This is a genomic window from Lishizhenia sp., assembly GCF_057456495.1.
The window spans coordinates 1-19,691 of sequence record NZ_JBVCPV010000033.1 but is presented as its reverse complement, the minus strand read 5'-3'; the positions used below and the strand labels follow the sequence as shown (position 1 = coordinate 19,691).

The 19,691-nt window shown below is 37.3% G+C and carries 16 protein-coding genes; 9 read left to right on the top strand and 7 right to left on the bottom strand.

Annotated features, from left to right (window positions below):
• Positions 1-128: 128 nt before the first annotated feature.
• The gene (locus AC22ZQ_RS04055) at positions 129-857 is read left to right on the top strand and encodes an energy transducer TonB (protein ID WP_318957397.1); all 729 of its coding nucleotides are present in this window, start codon (positions 129-131) and stop codon (positions 855-857) included.
• Positions 858-989: 132 nt separating this feature from the next.
• Here AC22ZQ_RS04055 and fumC read toward each other — a convergent pair whose 3' ends face one another.
• Complete coding sequence (gene fumC, locus AC22ZQ_RS04050; RefSeq protein WP_318957396.1) at positions 990-2,384, bottom strand: class II fumarate hydratase; 1,395 nt, start codon at positions 2,382-2,384, stop codon at positions 990-992.
• 74 nt (positions 2,385-2,458) lie between these two features.
• On the opposite strand from fumC, the gene AC22ZQ_RS04045 reads away from it, so the two are divergent.
• A complete protein-coding gene (locus AC22ZQ_RS04045) occupies positions 2,459-2,614 on the top strand; it encodes a hypothetical protein (RefSeq protein WP_170853718.1) in 156 nt (51 codons plus the stop codon).
• Between the two features lie 12 nt (positions 2,615-2,626).
• On the opposite strand, the gene arsC is transcribed toward AC22ZQ_RS04045, so the two are convergent.
• The 6 genes from arsC to AC22ZQ_RS04015 form a co-directional block, all read right to left on the bottom strand.
• Complete coding sequence (gene arsC / locus AC22ZQ_RS04040) at positions 2,627-2,968, bottom strand: arsenate reductase (glutaredoxin) (protein ID WP_318957392.1); 342 nt, start codon at positions 2,966-2,968, stop codon at positions 2,627-2,629.
• Positions 2,969-3,051: 83 nt separating this feature from the next.
• The gene (locus AC22ZQ_RS04035) at positions 3,052-4,947 is read right to left on the bottom strand and encodes a sensor histidine kinase (RefSeq protein ID WP_318957391.1); all 1,896 of its coding nucleotides are present in this window, start codon (positions 4,945-4,947) and stop codon (positions 3,052-3,054) included.
• A 294-nt stretch (positions 4,948-5,241) separates the two neighbouring features.
• Positions 5,242-5,937: a LytR/AlgR family response regulator transcription factor gene (locus tag AC22ZQ_RS04030; RefSeq protein ID WP_318957390.1), complete on the bottom strand. Its 696-nt coding sequence runs from the start codon at positions 5,935-5,937 to the stop codon at positions 5,242-5,244.
• Positions 5,934-7,826, bottom strand: coding sequence for a histidine kinase dimerization/phosphoacceptor domain -containing protein (locus AC22ZQ_RS04025; protein ID WP_318957389.1), 1,893 nt, complete (start codon positions 7,824-7,826; stop codon positions 5,934-5,936). The genes AC22ZQ_RS04030 and AC22ZQ_RS04025 overlap by 4 nt, the downstream gene beginning before the upstream one ends.
• A gap of 9 nt (positions 7,827-7,835) precedes the next feature.
• The gene (gene mgtE, locus AC22ZQ_RS04020; RefSeq protein WP_318957388.1) at positions 7,836-9,185 is read right to left on the bottom strand and encodes a magnesium transporter; all 1,350 of its coding nucleotides are present in this window, start codon (positions 9,183-9,185) and stop codon (positions 7,836-7,838) included.
• A gap of 48 nt (positions 9,186-9,233) precedes the next feature.
• The gene (locus tag AC22ZQ_RS04015; RefSeq protein WP_318957386.1) at positions 9,234-10,508 is read right to left on the bottom strand and encodes an aspartate kinase; all 1,275 of its coding nucleotides are present in this window, start codon (positions 10,506-10,508) and stop codon (positions 9,234-9,236) included.
• Between the two features lie 83 nt (positions 10,509-10,591).
• Between AC22ZQ_RS04015 and AC22ZQ_RS04010 the strand changes: the two genes are divergently transcribed.
• The 7 genes from AC22ZQ_RS04010 (at position 10,592) to AC22ZQ_RS03980 (ending at position 19,060) form a co-directional block, all read left to right on the top strand.
• Positions 10,592-10,936: a hypothetical protein gene (locus tag AC22ZQ_RS04010; protein ID WP_318957385.1), complete on the top strand. Its 345-nt coding sequence runs from the start codon at positions 10,592-10,594 to the stop codon at positions 10,934-10,936.
• A 199-nt stretch (positions 10,937-11,135) separates the two neighbouring features.
• Positions 11,136-13,859 carry a 2-oxoglutarate dehydrogenase E1 component gene (locus AC22ZQ_RS04005; RefSeq protein WP_318957384.1) on the top strand — a complete coding sequence of 908 codons (2,724 nt, stop codon included), beginning with the start codon at positions 11,136-11,138 and terminating at the stop codon, positions 13,857-13,859.
• 23 nt (positions 13,860-13,882) lie between these two features.
• On the top strand, positions 13,883-15,154 hold the full coding sequence (gene odhB, locus AC22ZQ_RS04000; protein ID WP_318957383.1) for a 2-oxoglutarate dehydrogenase complex dihydrolipoyllysine-residue succinyltransferase: 1,272 nt from the start codon (positions 13,883-13,885) through the stop codon (positions 15,152-15,154).
• Positions 15,155-15,308: 154 nt separating this feature from the next.
• Complete coding sequence (locus tag AC22ZQ_RS03995) at positions 15,309-15,839, top strand: hypothetical protein (RefSeq protein ID WP_318957382.1); 531 nt, start codon at positions 15,309-15,311, stop codon at positions 15,837-15,839.
• A gap of 64 nt (positions 15,840-15,903) precedes the next feature.
• Positions 15,904-16,953, top strand: coding sequence for a tetratricopeptide repeat protein (locus tag AC22ZQ_RS03990; protein ID WP_318957380.1), 1,050 nt, complete (start codon positions 15,904-15,906; stop codon positions 16,951-16,953).
• Positions 16,953-17,549, top strand: coding sequence for a hypothetical protein (locus AC22ZQ_RS03985; protein ID WP_318957379.1), 597 nt, complete (start codon positions 16,953-16,955; stop codon positions 17,547-17,549). The genes AC22ZQ_RS03990 and AC22ZQ_RS03985 overlap by 1 nt, the downstream gene beginning before the upstream one ends.
• A 137-nt stretch (positions 17,550-17,686) precedes the next feature.
• Positions 17,687-19,060: a saccharopine dehydrogenase family protein gene (locus AC22ZQ_RS03980; protein ID WP_318957378.1), complete on the top strand. Its 1,374-nt coding sequence runs from the start codon at positions 17,687-17,689 to the stop codon at positions 19,058-19,060.
• Positions 19,061-19,691 lie beyond the last annotated feature (631 nt).

Genomic DNA, 19,691 nt, shown 5'->3' with positions numbered 1-19,691 from the left:
GCCCTCTAACTCACCCATAAGCGCCACTCATACACACTTAACAACCAATCACACCCCTTCTCTTCCATTCGCCCAGCTTGTGGCATCAAATTTGGATTTCCTCTTTCATAATTTTAAAACTTATAATTATGATCGCGAAAAAAAATCCTAAGTTCAACTTAGAAAAAACAAGACTGGCCTACCTGCAACTCGGCCTATTCATCGGAGCATCGATGATACTCACTGCCTTTACTTGGAAAACACCAACAAGTAATGCTCAGAAGCAGCGTAACATGCAAGTGGCAGACATCCCCGTTGAAGTTGTACCTAAAATGGAAAAGATGGAAGAACAAAAGGAGGAAGAAGTATTTCAACCGAAGGACGATCCCACGCCTCCACAAAACCAACAAGCCCAGCAAAATAATATGGACTTGAATCAGGATCTTCAAAAACAACAAAACAAAGACAAGGATGTGGAACCTGCTATAGATCCGAAAATCGTTGACCACATCAAAATTGGAAACAATGAACTTCCACCCATTGGAGAACCACCCGTATTAGATGCACCGGTGGAGTATCCAGATAAGGACGCGGAATTTCCAGGAGGAAGTGTTCAAATGAAACAATTTCTTGTAGCAACAGCACAATACCCTGTGTACGATTTACAAGTGGGTAATAAGGGGAAAGTATACGTGATTTTCATTGTTGAAAAAGACGGAAGTATATCGAACGTTAAAACACTAAACTCAATATCTAAAGGTTTAGATCGCGAAGCGATACGTGTAATTAAAAGCATGCCGAAATGGAAACCAGCAGAGAAGGATGGCGAAAGGGTAAGAACCTACGTTAGAATTCCTATCAATTTCGAAACGCTTTAAGCGTATCAGCCTCAATAGGTCCAGCTTACTTCGGTAGGCTGGATTTTTTATTTCTAAAACGCTAGACATCTAAAAAAAGCCGTTACCCAATCAAGGATAACGGCTTTTTAGTATTTCAAACTATAGCTGAAACTATAGTGATCCAATCATTTTAGAAGGAACAACCCACTCGTCGTACTCTTCTGCAGTTAAATACCCTAAACGCACTGCTTCTTCTTTCAAAGTAGTTCCGTTTTGGTGTGCTGTGTTTGCAATCTCAGCTGCTTTGTAATAACCAATTTTTGTATTCAACGCTGTAACCAACATCAAAGAGTTGTTAACCAATTCGTCGATACGTTTGTGGTTTGGCTCAATTCCATCTGCACAGTGCTCTGCGAAAGAAACACAAGCATCTCCAATTAAACGTGCCGATTGCAACAAGTTTGCAGCCATCATTGGTTTAAATACGTTCAATTCGTAGTGACCTTGAGTACCACCTACAGTAACCGCAACATCATTCCCCATAACTTGCGCACATACCATAGTGATTGCCTCACATTGTGTAGGGTTCACTTTCCCTGGCATGATAGAAGATCCTGGCTCGTTTGCTGGGATGATGATTTCTCCAATTCCAGAACGTGGTCCTGAAGCCATCATACGAATATCGTTCGCAATTTTGTTTAAAGAAACAGCCAATTGTTTCAATGCTCCGTGAGACTCAACAATTGCATCGTGCGCTGCCAAAGCTTCGAATTTGTTCTCAGCAGTAATAAAAGGCATTCCTGTAAATTCAGCAATGTACTTCGCTACCAATACATCGTATCCTTTTGGTGTGTTGATACCTGTACCAACAGCAGTACCACCTAAGGCTAACTCAGAAAGGTGTGCCAAGGTGTTTTTTAATGCTTTTAAACCGTGGTCTAATTGAGAAACGTAACCAGAGAACTCTTGTCCTAACGTTAATGGCGTTGCATCCATCAAGTGCGTTCTACCAATTTTTACCACATCTTTAAATGCTTTTGCTTTTGCATCCAAGGTGTTTCTTAATCTTTCTACACCAGGAATTGTTGTTTCAACAATCATTTTGTACGCAGCAATGTGCATTCCTGTTGGGAAAGTATCGTTAGAAGATTGCGACTTGTTTACGTCGTCATTTGGAGCTAATAAACGTTCTCCTTCTCCTAATTTGTTTCCAGCAATAACATGACCTCTGTTAGCGATTACCTCGTTAGTGTTCATGTTAGACTGCGTTCCAGAACCTGTTTGCCAGATTACCAATGGGAACTGGTCGTTTAACTGGTTGTCTAAAATTTCGTCACATACTTTAGAAATCAAGTCTCTTTTTTCTGCTGGTAAAACACCTAATTCGCAGTTCGCGTGAGCAGCTGCTTTTTTCAAGTAAGCAAATCCGTGAACTACTTCTAAAGGCATAGAAGCTTCTGGACCAATTTTAAAGTTGTTTCTAGAACGCTCTGTTTGCGCTCCCCAATACTTATCGGCAGGTACCTTTACCTCCCCCATAGTATCTTTTTCTATTCTATATTCCATAATTCTATTGTATGAACGATTTATTTATTTAATTTTACCGCAAGTAAATTATTGATCACAAAAATAAGATTAAGATGAGTATTTTCGGAATAGTTTTGTTTCTTTTAATCGCTGGAATGGCATTTTGGTTAATTACCTTCTTATTAGGTTTCGCTGTACCATTCTGGATTACTTTAGGTGCATTTGAGCAACTAAAGCCAAAAAGAGTTTTTGAAGAAGAAGACAAATAGGTTAACACTCGTTTAATCTATTAATGATAAAACATTTTCAGGTGGTCGTCCAACGACCGCCTTTTTGTTTTTAATAACAATGGGTCTTTCAATTAATTTTGGATATTCAACCATAGCCGCTATCCACTCCTCTTCGCTTAAGGTTTTTCCTTTAAAGTTTTCTTTGTAGTCTGCTTCCCCTTTACGCAAAAGGTCTTCCGCTTTCATTCCCAACATGCCAAGAACTTCTTTCAATTCTTCTGCTGTAGGCGTGTTTTTTAAATATTCTACGATTTCTGGTTCTACTTGATTATCGCGCAACAATTGTAGTGCTTGACGACTCTTAGAACACCTTGGGTTGTGATATATTTTCATTGTGTAAACTTTTCTATCACAAAGATAAAAGGATGCACAAGCAATCAAAAGTTAGAAAGAATATTCAACTCCCAATCTTGTGCTTAAGCATTTACACTGAACTGAAAACTAAATTGAGAAGCCTCGTGCTCAACTTCGGCATTTAACTGCTTTTGCATCATTTTAATCAACTTCAGACCTAAGGAATTTGAAGCTTGATCAAGATCGTACCCCGGACCATTATCACTGTATTTTAAATGATATTCACCGTCCTCTTCATAGAATTTAATGGTAATTTCTCCTTTTTCCACATCCTTAAACGCATGCTTCACACTGTTGGTAAAGAGCTCATTTACCACCAACCCGAGCGGAAGGGCATAATCCATATTCAAAGAAATATCTTCTACCTCTAAATTCAAATCTAAAGGAGAGTTTGATGTACGCAATAAATGATTACACAAACTTTGCAGGTATTCTTTGATGTCAACATTCTCTAAAAAAGACTCATTATAGAGCATATTATGTATCTCTGCAATCGAAAAAACACGGTTAGCACTTTTTTGCAATTGCTCACGTAACTCTTCATTATTCGCCGATTTCAATTGCAAATGAAACAACCCATTCATCGTATTGAGGTTATTCTTTATTCTATGATGTACCTCACGAAGCATAGCCTCTCTACTCACCAAGGCTTTTTCAGCAACTTCCTTTCGCTCTTGGGTAAGCTGCACGATCTTCTTTTGGAAGGTATAACGCACCAAGAGGATAATACTCAAGGCTAAAACTAGCGTAGATACGGCGATAACTATCCAAATGGTAATTCGTTGACCATCTCTAATCTGTTTATTTTGCAACAATTCAATTTTGCTGTACTCTAATTCCTTTTGCTTTTCATAAATATCATAGAGCAACGCATATTGTTTGAGCTCCCTTCTTTTATTTTCATTGTACTTATCTTCACTTAATAATAAATACTGATTTAGAAATCCTTCGGCCCTATCGTGTTCTCCTTTTCGGTTCATGATACGGTAATGCGTGAAGTATTTTTGCAGTAATATTTTACTATCAATCACGGGGAGTCGAACTTCTTTATCCAAACTGTCTAATATCGCTTGAGCCCTATCATATTTCTGCATTTGTACATATACATCCGCTAAATCCACAAAGCTTTTCACAAAATGATGGTAGTCCACATAAACACAACCTTTCATGTAGTTATACAACAAGGGAACTGCCTCAGCTTCTCTACCTTTAGCAATATAAATCATCGCTTGATTTGCATCTAAAAGAGCATTGTAGTGATTCGTCATTTTATCATCAACCGTATTCCAATACCCCCGCGCCATTTCATTATACCTAACCACGGAATCATACTCTTTAATCTCCAAATAACAAAGGGCAATGTTATTACACAAAAATCCTAAAAAGTGCTTATTAATGGGTTTTACATTTGCCAGATGATCTCTCAGACTTTCTTTATATTTCAATGCAGCTGTTTCATATTCCTTCGCATCAAAGTAGAACTCGGCAGAGAGCATGTATTCTGTGTACGGTTTTCCTGAAACCTTCTCTGTTTTCTCTACTAATTGGTAATAGTAATCCTGAGCTTGTCTACCTTTATCAAGCATCCCCATCTTAAAGTAAGAGGTCGTTAAACATTGTGCTAACATTTTCCTCAACCAGTGTGGTAAACTATTATCTTTTAATTTTCTAAGGGAGTAACTGGCGCATTCTGTATAAGATTTCACGGCCATGAATTCCTTAAGGCGCAAGCAAATAGAATACACCCTATATTCTTTTTTTGTGATTTCTCCTGAAGCAAGTACTTGATCTAATTCTTTTTTTAAATCACTTCGATAAAACAAAAAAGCTTGGGGTGAAACGTAATGAATGTCATTGAGTATTCCCTCTCCAGTGATTTCTGGTTTTTCTTGGGCTACTCCTCTAAAAGAGAAGAGAATACTAAACAAAGAAAGTAGAAGTATTTTATAAGCATTCATAGTTGGAGTTTTCCAAAATTCATCTGGCCGTAGACAAACTTAAGCAACAAAAATACTGAAAAAAAAAGAGTCCTTTTCGGTAGAAAAGAACTCAACAAGTTTTTTGGTTTAATTGTAAAAGGTAGGTAGATTTTACATTACTTTCGGAAGTGCCACGGTTCTTTTTGAACGCGCTAAACCTATGACACTACTTCAGCTAAAACTTGACGTAGCGAAGATAGTTTCTAAAGTTTATAACTTAAGAAAAATGTGATTAATAACTGCTATGCGTGACGAATGCCTGCGAAACCTTGCTTAGGCGACGTCTAAAGCCTGTCTTACAGCTTCTTTAAATGATCTTGAAACCGGTATTTTAACCCCAGCCAATACGATGTTACTTGCTGAAACTTTCTCTATATACTCCTTATTAACAACGTAAGATCGATGCGTTTTTAAGAAATGTTCTTCCGGCAAAAGTCCTTCAACTTCTTTTAAAGTTTTACGGATAAGTTTACGCCCCATTTTTTCATGCACCTCGATATAGTTACCGAGTGACTTAATAAACAAGATTTGTTTGTACGGGGTACGTATGATGGTATTACTATTTTTAAGCACAAGACAGGCCTCTTTAGGCTCTTCTTCATGCGTAAACGTCTTCTGCAAGGCTAGACTAATCGCTACCTTCAAACGTTCAGAATCTATGGGTTTAAGCACAAAATCCACATAAGAAGTTTGCGCTGCCTCCCTCAAAGTGAATTTATCACTATTTGCTGTTAGATAAATAAAGGGTACATCAATTTTACTAGCTATGTCTATACCATTTAACTTGGCAGACCTAAGGTTAATGTCGAGAACAACTAAATCTGGACGCTCTAACTCTATGGTGTTTAATGCCACTTGAGGATCTCCTGTTACCCCTATTACATCATAACCAAATTCTTCAATAAAATCTTTCAGAACTTCCTGAGCAATTACATCATCTTCAACTATGAATATTCTCTCTTTCTTCATTCAAAAATAAATTCAACCTTATTTCGACCAGGAACCAAATAGTTCACCTCTGCTTTCAACTGCTTGGCCATTATCTCAATTAGTGTTAAGCCTAACCCTCCATCTATACTCTTGGTATCGGTGTAGCCTTTTCCATTATCTGCGTAGTAGAGTACAATTTTACCATTTTTCTGGTAAAGTTTAACATCTATACTCGGATAATCCTCTCCTTTAAACGCATATTTTACACTATTCGTAATTAATTCGTTCAAAATTAACCCAACGGGAACCGTTTTGTCGTGATCTAGCATCACCTCTTCGATGGAACAATTAAACTTTATATTTTCTGAGTACACCTCTTGTATACGACTCACAATTTTATTCAAATAACTCTTGGCATTCACTCCATCATCATAACCATCTTCAAATACGAGGTTATGTATTTCCGTAATGGTGTTTACACGAGCTACTCCATTTTTAAGGTGCCCTATCGCTTCTGTATTTGTGGTATTACGCATTTGCATACGAAACAAGCCACTCACTGTTTGTAAATTATTTTTAATTCGATGATGCATTTCTCGCATCATTAAATCTTTCAATTCTATTTGCCTTTTACTGCTTAATTGTCGTTCAACAGCATTCGCAATTTTTCTATTTTTCAATTGGGTAATAAGCACAAGTAATACAATTAACAACACCCCTATTACAATGAAAGAGACCACCCAGCCTATGAGTCGTTTGTTGTTTGCTTTAACCTCTTCTTGTTCTAAGATTTGTATCTCTTGTTCCTTTAACTTATTCTCCTTTGAAACAAGGTCGAACAAAACAGCAATTTGTTCTCGTTTTTCGTTCTCTTTACCACGTTTATCGCTTAGCTTTAAATCGTAATATTCTTCATGAACTTTTAGTGCTTCTTGGTATTTCTTTTCTGCCTTTAAGACTTCATATTTGGCCTCTAGAAAGTAAGTATACAGTATTTCAGGTTCTTCTATGCTATCCAATTCTGCAGCCAATAAATTAAACTGAGTGCGTGCTTCTTGATATTCTCCCAATTTTACATGCAGGTCTATGAGTTGACAACGAGAATGAAGGTGATTCCAATAATCTTTCTCCCTACTGCCATTTACATCGTTCAATATTAGCTCTTTTGCTTTGCGGTAGTTTCCTCTTAACTTTTCTAAAGTTGCTAAGTTTCCATCGAGCAAACCCATGAGATAGACACTATCCACCTTCACATCTGGCGTTTCCCTTGACCAGTAGTAGCGAGACTTTTCTAAATAATATTCCGCTGAATCTAATTCACCCAAGCTTGTAAAGGTGATGGCTATATTATTGAGTATATTTCCTTTGTAGTGATTATAAATTCTATCGTCATTCTCTACTTCTGCAAAATTCTTTTGAAAGGCTTTTAATGCCTTCTCATAATTCCCACTGCGGTAGTAATAAAGCCCTGGTTGTATATAATCGAGATGAATCTTACCATCACTATTTACAACCCCTTCATTTAAATCACGATAAATCTCATTCCATTTATTGGCTTCATCAAAGAGGTTTACATTGTAATAAGATAAAGCCAATCCTTTAGAATATTCTCTATAGAGCCATACTTGACTTTTATAATCTTCAACAAAATCTTCAACAACATCTATATATTGTGAATATTCTTCTTTTGCCAATAAAATTTTAGAATCAAGCAGATGACCGTAGATGGTTATGCTATCTTTTGCTTTTCCAGCAGAAGACGCAATGCTATCCAAGGTAATTTTCAACTCCCATTCCTTACTCAGAAGATAATTGAGGTCTTTCTCTTTTATTATCTTGAATACAGTTGTAGTAGAAATAAGATTCTGCCCAAAAACACAAGTAGTCACCACCATCATTAAGATGGAAGTGTAAATTAGTTTAAGCATGTGCACAAATTAAATACCATAGAGCATAATACCTATCATGAAATAGATAAAGAGCCCTAATACATCATTTACAGTAGTAATAAATGGTCCCGTTGCTAAAGCGGGATCAATTTTATATTTATCAAGCACCAAAGGTACTAAAGTTCCGAACATAGCCGCAAACATGATTACCGTAAACAAAGAAATACTCACGGTAAGACCAAGTATAACGTCTTCTAAAACGAAGGTTATTAAAAAAATGAGAACGGAACAAATCACACCATTTAACAAACCAACCAATGCTTCTTTCCCCACCTTTGATAGAATACTACCAAATTGAGAGGTTCCGTTTGCGATAGATTGAACCACAATAGCTGATGATTGTACCCCAACATTACCTCCCATAGCGGCGATTAAGGGTATAAAGAAAGCTAGTGCAGGAACTGCACCTATAGTAGATTCAAAGCTACCAATTACCTGCGCTCCTAAGATACCTCCCAGTAATCCGATCAACAACCACGGCAATCTCGCTCTACTCGTTTTCCAAACACTGGCATTAGATTCTACCTTTTCAGAGATACCCGACGCCATCTGGAAATCTTTATCTGCTTCTTCCTTGATTACGTCTACAACATCATCAATGGTAATTCTACCCACCAATTTCTTTTGTAAACTAACAACAGGTACAGAAACCAAATTATATTTCTCCATTACTTTGGCCACCTCTTCGCTTTCCATTCCTGTTGGAACTGAAATCACATTCTTACGAATACAAATGTCTCCAATAGCCGTTTTAGGACTGGCAAACAACAAGCTTTTCAGGGATAGCACACCCACCAACCTGTCTAGAGCGTCTACGACATAAATCGTATAGACTTTATCTACATCTTCGGCTTGCTTACGCAGTTCAATAACAGCTCTGTTTACGGGCCAGTTTTCACGGGCTTGGATATATTCGGTTTGCATCAATCCACCTGCCGTATCTTCGTCATAATTCAACAAATCTACAAGCTCGGCAGCATCGTCGTCTTCCATTTCTGCGATTACCTCAACTTGTTCTCGTTGCGATAATTCACCCAAAATATCTACGGCATCATCCGAATCTAAGTTCTCTAATTGTTCGGCAATTTGAACGGGAGTTAAAGATTTGATGAAACGCTCTCGCACTTCTTCTTCAAGCTCCATTAAAACATCTGCCTGCAAGTCCTCATTCAATCGATAATACACAGCTTTCGCTTGAGCATTATTCAATTCGTCCAAAATATCGGCGATGTCAGCCTCGTGCAAATCAAGTATCCGCTCATCTACAGTTGCAAAATCATTTACATCTATAGCCAAACGGATTTCATCCAAAAATTCTTTTGTTAACTCAAATTGCATGAGGCAAATATACTTTATCTGTTTTTAGCAGAAAACGAAAGGGCAGTTTTATTCTGCCATTACATTTTTTATAACAAGTCGTGCAGTTTGTCTCGTTTTCTGTTCCAACAAAGTTTCTTTCCCTACAGTAAGCCTATCAATGGTTTCAGTATCATAGTGACGAATCGTCACTAACTCCAAACCTTCGTTTACTTTGACTTCAAACTCTTCTGATAATTTCTCTTGTAAACACGTCAAATTAGTTTTTCCATCCACACAAAATGAGAAACTTAAAGCTGAGTTTTGCATGATATTAATCTTTGCATTACACGCAGAAAGTACTGCGAATATTCTACTCAAGTTTTCTTCTACAATGAATGAAAAGTCTTTGGGCGTAACAGAAATCAACACCTGATCCATTTTAAAAATAAAGCTGGGTACCAAATCATCATTCTCCATAGAACTTTGAATCACTGTACCTTCTGCCTCTGGGTTAAGGAAAGATTTTACAAACAAAGGAATTTGTTTATTCTGCAGCGGCTTAATTGTTTTAGGGTGAATAACTGACGCTCCATAATATGCCAATTCTATCGCTTCTCTAAAAGAAATAGAATCCAGTTTTACTGTATTATCAAACCACTTTGGATCCGCATTTAACATTCCAGGTACGTCTTTCCAAATCGTAACATCAACAGCATCTAAGCAATAGGCAAAAATACCCGCTGTAAAGTCAGACCCTTCCCTACCTAAAGTTGTTGTGAATCCTTCATCCGTATGTCCTAAAAAACCTTGGGTTACAAATATCTTTTTGTCGGCATGCTCGGCAATGGCCTTTTGAATGAGGCTTTGAGTTTTCTCCCAATCCACCTCTGCTTCTCTATATGCATGATTGGTTCTCACCAATTTACGCGCATCAAGCCACGCAGAATTATGGTATAAATTATCTATATAGGCTTGAACAATTTTCGTAGAAACCACTTCTCCTAAAGACACGATTTGATCATATTCAAAATCATAATTCTCGGCAATAGGAACATTCACTCTATTCCCTAAGTCATTGAATATTGTTTTAACCGTAGTAAAAATAGGATGGTTTTTCTCTTCAAATAAAGCATCTACAATCTGAAGATGAAAACGTTTTCGGTCTGCAACAAGACTTCTAAATTCGTCGTAGTTCTTCTCATACAAATGACGAGCTATTTCTTCCATGGCATTGGTTGTTTTCCCCATAGCCGAAACCACAACTAAAATTTTATCTTCAGGAAATAACCTTAATATTTCCCCAACATTTCTTACCGCATCTGCATCCTTAACCGATGCACCTCCAAATTTAAATACGCGCATTTTTCTGACTAAAATTTATTTGCGCTACGAAAATACGGCATATAGCCCTATATTTATTGGTGAATATCTAAAATTCATAAAGATTGAACGAAATCGAATTAAAACATCAATTTTCTAACATACAATACTTTGAGCAACTCCGGGCACAGGTGGAAAAAGATTTTGCTTTGGTCGGACTCCAAGTTGACTTCTCGAAGTGTTCGGATTTAGAAAAACTTGAAAAACATCTTTTAGAAGACTTACGCTATTTCAGCATCAACCAAGCTCAGGCTTTGGTTCAATTATTTTATTCTATCGACCTAAATGAAAACCGTTTAGAGCAGATGCTACAAGACGGACAGGATAATTACTACCGTCAATTAGCTCAAGCAATTTTACAAAGAGAAGCACAAAAAGTAATTCTTCGCATTCACTATTCCTCTCATTAACACGTTTACATTTTTAACTGCAAGAATTCACAGTTTCTAGGCTGATTACGAGTGTATTTAACAGAAATAACCTAAGCTTAAAATCTGCTTTATGAGAAATTGTAATCCTATGCTATAAATTGACTGAAATTTTTTAGGAAATAAAGATCTAAAAAGCATAAAAGTCTTAGCTTTGTCCTTCCATAATTGTACAAAAGAAATGGATAAGGTATCATATGTAGGGAATGCTGATGTAAATGCGATAGAACATTTATATCAATCATACAAAAAAGACCCTGAAAGTGTAGAGCCAGGATGGCAAAAATTTTTCGAGGGTTTCGAATTTGCACAAACTGACTACGAGAACGACGGAGAAATTCCAGAAAATTTTCAAAAAGAATTCAAAGTATTAAACCTCATCAACGGTTACCGTTCGAGGGGGCACTTATTTACTCAAACTAACCCTGTAAGGGAAAGAAGAAAATATGCCCCAACGTTAGACATCGAGAACTTCGGTTTAACAGAAGCGGATTTAGACTTATCCTTCCAAGCAGGATCTGAAATAGGTATTGGTACATCTACTTTACGTGAGATTATCGATCATTTAAAAGCTTCATACTGCCAGAGTATTGGTATTGAGTACGCATACATGCGTGAGCCAGAGCGTAAAGCTTGGTTTATGAACCGCGTAGAGCTAAAGAATAGACCTCACTTCACTCCGGAACAGAAAAAAGCAATGTTCATGAAATTAAATCATGCAACAATCTTTGAACAGTTCTTGCAGAAAAAGTATGTAGGTCAAAAGCGTTTCTCTGTTGAAGGAGGTGAAGCATTAATCTCTGGATTAAACCACTTGGTAACGAAAGGTGCTAAAAGTGGTGTGGAAGAGTTTGTTGTAGGTATGGCGCACAGAGGACGTTTGAATACTTTGGTGAACATTTTTGACAAAGACTTTGAACAACTGTTTAGAGAATTTGACGGAAAGGAATTCGAAGAAGATGAAAGTTTCGATGGCGACGTTAAATACCACATGGGTGAATCTGGTGTAAAAAACATCGACGGAAAAGATGTTCGTTTAACATTGGCTCCAAACCCATCTCACTTAGAAGCTGTAGACCCAGTTGTTGAAGGTATCGTTAGAGCAAAAATCGATGACTACATTCAATCTGAAGATAAAATTGTTCCTGTATTAGTTCACGGAGACGGTGCCATTGCTGGTCAAGGTATCGTTTACGAGGTAATACAAATGGCACAGCTTGATGGTTACAGAACTGGAGGTACAATTCACATTGTAGTAAATAACCAAGTTGGATTTACGACAAACTACTTAGATGCGCGTTCTTCTACGTACTGTACAGATGTTGCTAAAACAACATTGAGTCCAGTATTCCACGTAAATGGAGACGACATTGAAGCGGTTTCACAGGTAATGGAAATTGCATTAGATTACAGACAAAAGTTCAAACAAGATATTTTCATTGACCTATTGTGTTACAGAAAGTATGGACACAACGAAGGTGATGAACCGAAGTTTACACAGCCTACTTTATATAAGGCAATCGCAAAACACCCAAACCCAAGAGAGATTTACTTGAATCAATTGGTAGCGGAAGGTATAATGACTGCTGAAGAAGGTAAGGAAATTGAAGTAAGCTTTACGAAAGAATTACAAGAGAAGTTTGACAACTCTAAAAAAGAGGATAAAGCTTCTATCAAAAACTTTATCGATCACAAAAACATGGACGGATTCATTACAGCTTCTGCAGCTGTTTTTGAACAAAGCCCAGACACAAGTTTCGATAAAGACAAGTTATACGAATTAGGTAAAAAAATCACGACCCTTCCTGAAGGTAAAAAGTACTTCAGAAAAGTTGAAAAACTTTTCAAGGATAGAGTGAAGATGATAGAGAAAAATGAATTGGACTGGGGTACAGCAGAGATGTTGGCTTACGGAAGTTTATTATCAGAAGGTCACCCTGTTCGTATTTCAGGACAAGATGTTGAGCGTGGTACTTTCTCTCACCGTCATGCTGTTGTAAAAACGGAAGACAACGAGGAAGAAATCTTGACTTTAAACTTGTTATCTGAAGACCAAGCTAAATTCACAATTTACAACTCATTACTTTCAGAGTACGGAGTTTTAGGTTTTGATTACGGTTACTCTTTAGCACAGCAAAACGGATTAACAATTTGGGAAGCGCAGTTCGGTGATTTCATGAACGGTGCTCAAATTATGATAGACCAATTCATTTACCCTGCAGAGGATAAGTGGAAAGTTCAATCTGGATTGGTAATGTTGTTACCACACGGATACGAAGGTCAAGGTGCTGAGCACTCTTCTGCACGTTTAGAACGTTTCTTACAAAACTGTGGAGACTTGAACGTACAGGTAGTTAACTCAACAACTCCAGCTAACCACTTCCACGCATTGCGTAGACAGTTGAAGCGTGAGTTTAGAAAGCCATTGGTTGTAATGTCTCCAAAAATGTTATTGCGTTACCCTAAAGCAGTTTCATCTATGGATGAATTGGCAAATGGAAGATTCCAAGAGGTAATCGATGATCCAAGAAACATTCACGCTTCTGCAAATGCGGTAGTATTATGTTCTGGAAAAGTGTACTACGATTTCATCGAAGAAGCTGAGAAGAGAAACATTACAGACGTTGCTTTCGTAAGAGTGGAGCAATTGTACCCATTACCAAAAACGCAAATTGATGCAATTTTGGCCAAGTACAAGAATGCTGACAAAGTGATTTGGGGACAAGAAGAACCAGAAAACATGGGAGCTTGGACGCACATCGCAATGGAACTAAGAGGTATGGACATAGAGGTTGTGGCAAGACCAAGATCATCTGCTCCTGCTTGTGGTTCTAAAGTAACGCACACAAGAAGATTAAAGAATTTATTTGATAACTTATTTGTTAAAGCTGGAGTTACAGCCTAAGTACAAATAGAAAACAAAAGAAAATGTCAGTTTTAGAAATGAAAGTACCGAGTCCGGGAGAATCTATCTCAGAAGTAGAGATAGCGGAATGGTTGGTATCTGACGGAGACTATGTTGAAAAAGATCAGGCTATCGCAGAGGTAGATTCTGACAAAGCAACATTAGAGTTACCTGCAGAAGAAGCAGGAATCATAACATTAAAAGCTGAGGAAGGTGATACTGTAGCTGTTGGACAAGTTGTTTGTTTGATAGACACAAGTGCAGAAGCACCAGCTGGAGCACCGAAAAAGGAAGCAGCTCCTGCACCAGTTCAAGAAGAGGCGAAAGCACCTGCAGCAGCGCCAGCGAAAGCAGAAGCAGCAGCTCCTTCTCCAAACCCTGTGAAAAAAGAAAGCTACGCTACAGGAACTCCTTCTGTTGCAGCAGCTAAAAAGATGGCTGAGAATAACATCTCTGCTAATCAAGTAAACGGAACAGGTAAAGACGGAAGAATTACAAAACAAGACGTTGTTGCAGCAATGGCAGCAGGTTTCCCTACAGAAGCAACTGCAGGATGGGGTGGAACTCGTGACATTGAGCGCAAGAAAATGTCTATGATGCGTAGAAAGATTGCTGAGCGTTTAGTAGCTGTGAAGAACGATACAGCTATGCTTACAACTTTCAACGAAGTTGATATGAAGCCTATCATGGATTTGAGAACGAAATACAAAAAGCAGTTCGCTGAGTTCCATGAAGTAAACTTAGGATTCATGTCTTTCTTTACAAAAGCTGTTACAGAAGCATTGAACTTATTCCCTGCCGTTAATGCACAAATCGACGGTAAAGAAATGGTGATGCACAACTACGCAGATATAGGTATCGCAGTATCATCTCCAAAAGGATTATTGGTACCAGTTGTTCGTAACGCAGAGCAAATGTCATTGGCTGAAATCGAAAAAGAAATTAAGCGTTTGGCAATTAAAGCAAGAGATGGAAAAATTACTCCAGACGAAATGACTGGTGGAACATTTACAATCACGAATGGTGGTGTATTCGGTTCTATGATGTCCACTCCTATTATCAACCCTCCACAATCTGCAATTTTGGGTATGCACAACATCGTTGAGCGTCCAGTAGCAATTGACGGAAAAGTTGAGATTAGACCAATGATGTACTTAGCACTTTCTTACGATCACAGAATTATTGATGGTAAAGAATCTGTAAGCTTCTTGGTGAAAGTGAAAGAAATGTTAGAAAACCCAGAAAGAATGATTTTCGGAGCAAAAGATCCATACGAAGTTCTTTTAGGATTATAAATAAAACCTTACACATAATAAAAAGGTGGAGTTTAATTACTCCACCTTTTTTTTGCGCATTAATTTTATCTTAACTTGCCTACAATTAACTCATTAACAAGTGCAAGAAACTGAAATCAAACTACAACAATCCAGACTCTCCATTATTATATGGATGAGTTTCTGCATAGCGGTGTTTTACTTTCTTTATTTCATTACAGAACTCTTCTCACCTTCTCTTGCCGACCAACTCTCCAAACTCCAAGAAATAAATACCTACAGTGAAAACTTAGAAGCTTTTAAAACAGAACTTCACAGCTACGAAAAACTCAACTTTGCCTCGCACATTCTAGGTTTGCTTGCAGCAAGCTTAATCGTGATTAGTGTTATACGCATGCAACTGCACATTCCAAAGAGTTACAAATTATATTTAATCGCCATACTAACATGTATAGCTTACAACATCTCTCAACTCTTCCTGATTTTTAACAGTTGGAACCAAACCACTATGATGAATATCGGAGGTATGCCGAACAATTCGGTCACCATCTACCAATACGTACAATCTTTGCTCGATAGTTTTAATTTGAGTACGCACCTCCTATTTATATCCGTCGCTCTCATTTTCTTAATCTTCAATGTGTTTTTCATCAACCACGGCAAGACCAAATACCTGTTCAAACTCTATTCTGCATCAGAAGAGTAAACAATACTCTCTTTTTAAATTACAGAGCTATTGAGAATAGAATACATTAGTTATTTTTGAAGCTATGAAAAAAGTATTCTTGATTTTAAGTGTAACGCTTTCTGTTATCGCGTGTAAAAACGAAACTGAAGTAAAAGAAGATGCCTTTGTATACGAAGAGGACACCACTCAAGTATCTATAGAAGATGAACATCAATCTTTGATCTCTCAATTGGAGCAAGATCCAAATAACGTAAAGGCCTTACTTGATTTAGCAAACTTTTACAAGGAAGCTATGATCTACCAAGAGGTACTTCCGAATGCAGCAAAAGCTTTCCGTTTAGACAGTACAAATATTGATGCTAGAAAACTATATGCTTGGTCTTTAATTAATCAATACAACCCTAAAGTAGAAGACATCCTTTTAGCTCAAAACCAATTTGAGTACATCCTTACTAAGGAACCAAATAATGCAGAAACTTACGTAAACATCGCTACTACTTACACCTTAATGGGCGATTACAAAACCTCTTTCAATTATTTGGATGAAGCCATTAAAATTGATAGAGAATATAGAGATGCTTACATTCTAAAAGGAACGAATTATAGAGCACTTGAAAACGAAGAACTTGCAGTTTCTAGTTACGAAACGGCTTTGCAATTAGATCAAGAATATGCCGAAGGCTTTATTAATGTTGCCGATTACTACGTAGAAATTGGAAACCCTATTGCTTTAGAATACTACCAAACTGCTTACGACTTAAACCCTACTTTAAAAAATTTAAAAGTAAGAGCACTCTATGGAATTGCAAAAACACAGCAAGACTTAGGTAAATACGAAGAGGCATTGCATAATTATAGAACCTTAGCCGAATTAGCTCCTACATTTGAACCTGCTTATTTCAACCCTGCCTACATCAAACAATTTAAGCAAATGGAGTTGGACAGTGCTATCTACTATTACAATGAATGTGTAGATGTAAATCCCGAATATATTGATGCGTGGCACAACCTTGGACTAGCGTATGCTGAGCAAGGAAGAAAATCAGATGCAGCAAGAGCATTTTCTACTGCCTTACGTATAGACCCAAAATACACGAAGTCTAAAGAAGCTGCAGAGAAGCTTTTAAAATAATGCAGAAAAAACAACAAATCATTTTGAGCCTGGGGGATATTCTTATCCCCCTTTTCGGTTTATTTTATTTAGACTGGTCGCTTTATTTCATAGCCCTCTACCTCCTTTTTGATCTCCTTGGAAGCTACATCTTCTATCTCATCAAAGCTAGGAAACGAATAGCTTATTCTAGAAGTTTAGAGGACAAAAACAAATTCCGTTCAGGTACAATCTCCCTGGCTTTTACTCTGCTAGCTATAATTGCTGCCACCTACCTTTTTGTATTGAATACAAATCCTAAGATTGACTTTTCTCAAGCCTTCGTTTCATTCTTGATGTATATCGAAGAACCTATCCCTCTTCCACAGTTCTGGTTTTTAATTCCTTTGATACTACTGCCACCTTATCAGCAATATAAGATGGAATTCATCATGCGTCAAAAATTTAGAACAACAACAGTAAACTCACTCACCACAAGTTTCCATAAAGATTTACTTTTCGCTATTGCCTTCCTTGGAATAGGTATAGGTATTAGCTATTTTTTAGTACTCCCTAGCTTCATTTGGCTCCTCGGTTTTATAATTCTTAAATTAGTGTATGACTTCATTATAAAATGAACGAATATTAGCTTAAACAAAACGAATATAACTTCCCTAGGATTTTAGTCAAATTAACTCCAAAATGACTTGTTTCTCCCTGAATTAAACTTATATTTAACATTTACACTTTATTACTGTTAAATATAAAACATATCATGAAACAAATTCTAATTCTCGGTGCTGGACTATCATCATCTTCACTAATACGTTATCTACTTAACAACGCCGAGGAACAGCAATGGTTTATACATCTCTGTGATCAGGATATTGAAATAGCACAAAAGAAAATTAACAAGCATTCTCATGGAGAAGCCCATTCTTTTAACGCCCTAGACCCAGAGGTTAGAAGACCATGGATAGAAAAGTCGGACATCGTTATCAGCATGCTTCCTGCTCGTTTTCACGTAGAGGTGGCAAAAGACTGCATCAATTTAAAAACAAATTTAATTACCCCTTCCTATGTGTCGCCTGAAATGCAAGCGCTTTCGGCAGAAGCAGAAAAAGCAGGTATCATTATTATGAACGAAATTGGAGTTGATCCAGGCATAGACCATATGAGTGCTATGCGCGTTCTTGATCAAATTCATGCAAAGGGAGGTAAAATGCACATCTTTGAATCTTTCTGTGGTGGACTTGTTGCACCTGAAAGTGATGACAACCCATGGAATTACAAATTCACTTGGAACCCAAGAAACGTTGTTTTGGCCGGACAAGGAGGTGCTGCTAAATTCATTCAAGAAAATAAATACAAATACATCCCATATCACAAGCTGTTTAGAAGAACTGAGATCATTAACATTGAAGGCTATGGCCTCTTCGAAGGATACGCCAACAGAGATTCTCTTTCTTACAGGGACGTTTATGGTTTACACGACATCCCTACCATATATAGAGGAACCTTAAGAAGAAAGGGATTTTCAAGAGCTTGGGACGTATTTGTTCAATTAGGTTGTACAGATGATTCTTACGTTTTAGAAGGAAGTGAAAACATGACCAACAGAGATTTCATCAACTCATTTTTACCTTATAATGAAAATGACAGTGTTGAATTAAAGCTACGCCATTATTTAAAAATTGATCTTGATGATACGTTGTGGGATAAATTGGTATGGTTAGATATTTTTGACTGTAAAAAGAAAATAGGTTTAAAGAACGCCACTCCTGCTCAGATTCTTCAACACATCTTAGAAGACAAATGGAGCTTGCATGACGACGACAAGGATATGATTGTGATGTACCACAAATTTGTTTATGTACACAACAATGAATTCCACGAAGAAACATCTGAAATGGTAAATATTGGAGAAAACCAAACCTTTACTTCCATGAGTAATACGGTAGGATTACCTGTAGGAATTTGTACCAAACTAATGTTGAATAACGCGATAGAAAGAAAAGGCGTGCTTCGTCCTATTTATAAAGAGATCTATAATCCAATCTTGGATGAACTCGAAGAACATAACATCAAGTTTATTGAAAAGAAAATAAATCCACCTCGTCTTTACTCTAACGATCAGCCTTGGAGCTAGGACAGCATACAGCAAATGTATGGAGTAAGAGGAATTTCAGAAAACGGAGTTGGTTTACACCATCTCCGTTTTTGAGTATAGGAAAAAGAGGTATACCATGAAAAAAGTCGCTCATCTCGACTCCGCTCGATAACTTCCTCTACAACTTTATTATTACTCTGATTTTAGGTTTCCAAACGAAGCGTTGTGGTGAGCCAAGTCGAACTATCGAGAAGCCCCAACAAGCAACAATCTTTTTTCAGTATTGAATTTCAACTGGCCTTATAAATGAAACTTTATTTTTCAATACGGAAGCTTAGAGAGTTCGTTAAGCTCGGTAGAGATCCAACGAACGAACTTGGCTTTCATGAAGTAAAAGGAAGTTTTAATTACACAGCCTAGTGTTTTCTTTGGTTCGTTTCTTCCGCTGTGCTGAGCGAAGCCGAAGTATTATCAATGAAAAAGAAATGAACAGAACATTAGCACGGAGTATGAACGAAAACCTCACCCATCACAATTATCAATACAAAACTATTCTTATCACAAATAATACAACTTTCATTTTCACGTTTAAAACATTAGCTCTATCTTTGCGCCTTTGAAATTCAATTACTATGTCAGTAGGAGTTAAAATATTTGCAGGAAGAGCTTC

What these genes read in the sequence shown, in the direction of transcription:
- AC22ZQ_RS04055 (WP_318957397.1), top strand. Translation starts at nt 129, where the DNA reads ATGATCGCGAAAAAAAATCCTAAGTTCAACTTAGAAAAAACAAGACTG.
- fumC (WP_318957396.1), bottom strand. Translation starts at nt 2,384, where the DNA reads ATGGAATATAGAATAGAAAAAGATACTATGGGGGAGGTAAAGGTACCT.
- AC22ZQ_RS04045 (WP_170853718.1), top strand. Translation starts at nt 2,459, where the DNA reads ATGAGTATTTTCGGAATAGTTTTGTTTCTTTTAATCGCTGGAATGGCA.
- arsC (WP_318957392.1), bottom strand. Translation starts at nt 2,968, where the DNA reads ATGAAAATATATCACAACCCAAGGTGTTCTAAGAGTCGTCAAGCACTA.
- AC22ZQ_RS04035 (WP_318957391.1), bottom strand. Translation starts at nt 4,947, where the DNA reads ATGAATGCTTATAAAATACTTCTACTTTCTTTGTTTAGTATTCTCTTC.
- AC22ZQ_RS04030 (WP_318957390.1), bottom strand. Translation starts at nt 5,937, where the DNA reads ATGAAGAAAGAGAGAATATTCATAGTTGAAGATGATGTAATTGCTCAG.
- AC22ZQ_RS04025 (WP_318957389.1), bottom strand. Translation starts at nt 7,826, where the DNA reads ATGCTTAAACTAATTTACACTTCCATCTTAATGATGGTGGTGACTACT.
- mgtE (WP_318957388.1), bottom strand. Translation starts at nt 9,185, where the DNA reads ATGCAATTTGAGTTAACAAAAGAATTTTTGGATGAAATCCGTTTGGCT.
- AC22ZQ_RS04015 (WP_318957386.1), bottom strand. Translation starts at nt 10,508, where the DNA reads ATGCGCGTATTTAAATTTGGAGGTGCATCGGTTAAGGATGCAGATGCG.
- AC22ZQ_RS04005 (WP_318957384.1), top strand. Translation starts at nt 11,136, where the DNA reads ATGGATAAGGTATCATATGTAGGGAATGCTGATGTAAATGCGATAGAA.
- odhB (WP_318957383.1), top strand. Translation starts at nt 13,883, where the DNA reads ATGTCAGTTTTAGAAATGAAAGTACCGAGTCCGGGAGAATCTATCTCA.
- AC22ZQ_RS03995 (WP_318957382.1), top strand. Translation starts at nt 15,309, where the DNA reads ATGAGTTTCTGCATAGCGGTGTTTTACTTTCTTTATTTCATTACAGAA.
- AC22ZQ_RS03990 (WP_318957380.1), top strand. Translation starts at nt 15,904, where the DNA reads ATGAAAAAAGTATTCTTGATTTTAAGTGTAACGCTTTCTGTTATCGCG.
- AC22ZQ_RS03985 (WP_318957379.1), top strand. Translation starts at nt 16,953, where the DNA reads ATGCAGAAAAAACAACAAATCATTTTGAGCCTGGGGGATATTCTTATC.
- AC22ZQ_RS03980 (WP_318957378.1), top strand. Translation starts at nt 17,687, where the DNA reads ATGAAACAAATTCTAATTCTCGGTGCTGGACTATCATCATCTTCACTA.